Genomic DNA, 2,324 nt, shown 5'->3' with positions numbered 1-2,324 from the left:
GCTGCTCCGGCTGCCGGCGCTCAGCCTTCGGTCGACGCCGCGGTACCGGTGGCCCAGGCACAACCCGCGCGCACCGATCCGGTGCTCGCCTCGAAGACCGTTGAGGTCCCGCGCGGACGGCACACCCCCGCGTGGGTGGTGCCGACGCTCTTCGTGGTCGCGGTCGCGGCGGCCGGGGTGTTCTTCAACGCGGACCGGATCGTCCGTCGGCAACGGCAGTGACCACCGTGTCGGGGCTGCCCGCCTATTCGGAGTTCGTCTCGAATCCCGAGGCCGCGCCGCCGCGACCGTTGCGGCGGTGGCCGTTCGTGCTGATCATCGTGCTCGGCGCGCTACTGGTCCTCGCCCCGATCGGCACCGGCATGTTTCCGCGAGCGGCCAAGGGGGAGGCCATGATCGACGCGTTCGAGCCGTACATGACGCGGTCGAGCATCGACGGCTACCGCCACGACCTGCAGGTGCTCGACGACGCCCGGACGAACGTCATCACGCTCCAGCAGCGCGGACAGCAGCCGGGCAGCTATCCGCGCGTCGACCAGTTCGTCCGCGACTACCCGGAGATCCGCTATCACATGTCCGGGATGATCGGCGCGATCGACGACAATCGGCACAACTACGAAAAGCTCGCCGCAGTACCACCTTTCGGCACCTTGCCATGGCTCCTAGCGTTGCCCGGCGCGATTCTCGTCGGCGCCGGGGTACTCGGCTTCCGGCGTGCGCAGCAGGGTAAGCAGGCGCTGGTCTGGCGCTCGGCCGCGGCGCTCGCCGCCCTCGGGCTGATCGCGGTGCCGCTGCTCGGCGGACTGTTCCCGGCCTCGCCCGCGGCGCAACCGCTGATCAACGAGCTGGGCCCGATCCTCAGCCACGACGAGGTCCGAAAGTTACAGGGCTACTTCGTCACCCTCGTCGCGGCCGACGGCGAGCTCAACAGCCGATACACCGCGGACGTCCGGACGGCACACCCGGAGGCCGACCTCGCCGGCATCACCACCCTCGAAACCCGGTGGCAGCCGATGACTTCGCGCTTCGCCGCCCTCATCGGCGCGATGAACGACAACGTCCGCAACTTCGACGCCGTTGTCGCGCTGAACGACTCGACCCGCCCGCTCGGCTTCGGCGCGTTTCGCGGGCTGGGTTTCTGCTATCTGGTGCCGGGCATTTTCGCGCTCGCCGCCACGGTGGAGGGCATTCGGCTGCCGGGTCGCGGGCCGGCCAAGCGCGCGGCACTGCGATCGAATCCCGTTGGTGGTGCCCGGAAATGAGAAGGCGAGTCACTCGGCCGACCGAACGTAGGAGGGGATCCGGTATGAGCTCACGCAAGATGATCGCCGCGACAGTGCTGGCCGCACTGGCGTTGGTGGTGTCCGGCTGTTCCGGCGGCGCCGACGCGCCGACGTCGAGTGGTCCCGAGCCGCTGGTCGGATTGCTGCGCTTCACACCGGGTTCGGTGTCCGGGGACAGCGTCGCCGGTACCTGGTTCCGGATGGTGCAGCCGGGCGGCACGCCGGAGAAGGGCCCCTACATGCCCAACGGCGATTCACCCGCGCAGAACGGGTCGACCACCTTGCTCGAACCGGGCACGGCGGGTGGCCTGCGCATCGGCGGATACCAGAGCGAACCGAAACCCGGCTTCGCACAGGGGAATTCGCTGTCCGCGTCGATCACCAAGCCGACCAAGTTCTTCGCCGTCGAGTTCGGCATCTCCACCAACCCGGTGGACCCGCAGACCCAGCGCCGGGTACCGCCGCCGACGGTGACGAACGACGGCGGCAAGCTGACCGCGGACGTGTCCGCCTGGGCCGCCTCCTGGAACGACCAGGAGTTCAATCAGGGCGCGCCGAAACCGCCGGAGAAGCAGGACGCCCAGGTGGCGGGCGCGGAGCAAGTACAGAAGGTGTGGGACTGGGTCGCCAAGCAATGGTTCGACAAGCCCACCGCCGATGCCGCCCAGGGCCCCTCGGCCACCGGCACCTACGACGCGAAGACCCGAAAGTTCACCCTGCAGTGGACCAGCCTCATCGTCGGCGGACCGTTCAACGGGTTCACCGGCGTCTGGCACCTGGAGGGCGTGTTCGAACCCGCCGCGGCCGCACCGAATTCGCCTGCGGCGCCGGTCAAATAGACATCAGAAGGAGTACGGTCCGATGAGTTCTCGCACGACGACCCGGCCTGCGCTCGCCGGTGCCATCCGCGCGGTGGCCGCGCTGACGGTCATCGGCAGCGCCGTCGCGGTCACCGCGCTGACGGTCAACCAGGACGACGAGGTCACCAGCGTGGTGATCACCCAGGAGCAACCGGCCGCCGCCGCGCGGCCCGCCGCGCCC

2 protein-coding genes and 2 pseudogenes are annotated in these 2,324 nt (G+C 69.5%); all 4 read left to right on the top strand.

Annotation, left to right across the window (positions count from 1 at the left end; translation table 11 throughout):
* Positions 1 to 222 (top strand): annotated as a pseudogene (locus NN4_RS44490) (hypothetical protein); the annotation flags it as partial.
* Positions 219 to 1,262, top strand: a complete 1,044-nt coding sequence (locus NN4_RS44485) for a hypothetical protein (RefSeq protein ID WP_147144448.1) — start codon at positions 219 to 221, stop codon at positions 1,260 to 1,262. The pseudogene NN4_RS44490 and the gene NN4_RS44485, both read left to right, overlap by 4 nt.
* A 44-nt stretch (positions 1,263 to 1,306) precedes the next feature.
* On the top strand, positions 1,307 to 2,122 hold the full coding sequence (locus tag NN4_RS44480) for a hypothetical protein (RefSeq protein WP_147144446.1): 816 nt from the start codon (positions 1,307 to 1,309) through the stop codon (positions 2,120 to 2,122).
* Between the two features lie 22 nt (positions 2,123 to 2,144).
* Positions 2,145 to 2,324 (top strand): annotated as a pseudogene (locus NN4_RS44475) (hypothetical protein); the annotation flags it as partial.

The sequence above is a fragment of the Nocardia ninae NBRC 108245 genome (assembly GCF_007990755.1).
Lineage (GTDB): Bacteria > Actinomycetota > Actinomycetes > Mycobacteriales > Mycobacteriaceae > Nocardia > Nocardia ninae.
Note: the sequence above shows the minus strand (reverse complement) of the source record. Positions and strands in the feature narration are given on the sequence as shown.

Excerpts from the sequence above, each read along its gene's own strand:
- NN4_RS44480 (WP_147144446.1), top strand. The coding sequence starts at position 1,307 with ATGAGCTCACGCAAGATGATCGCCGCGACAGTGCTGGCCGCACTGGCG.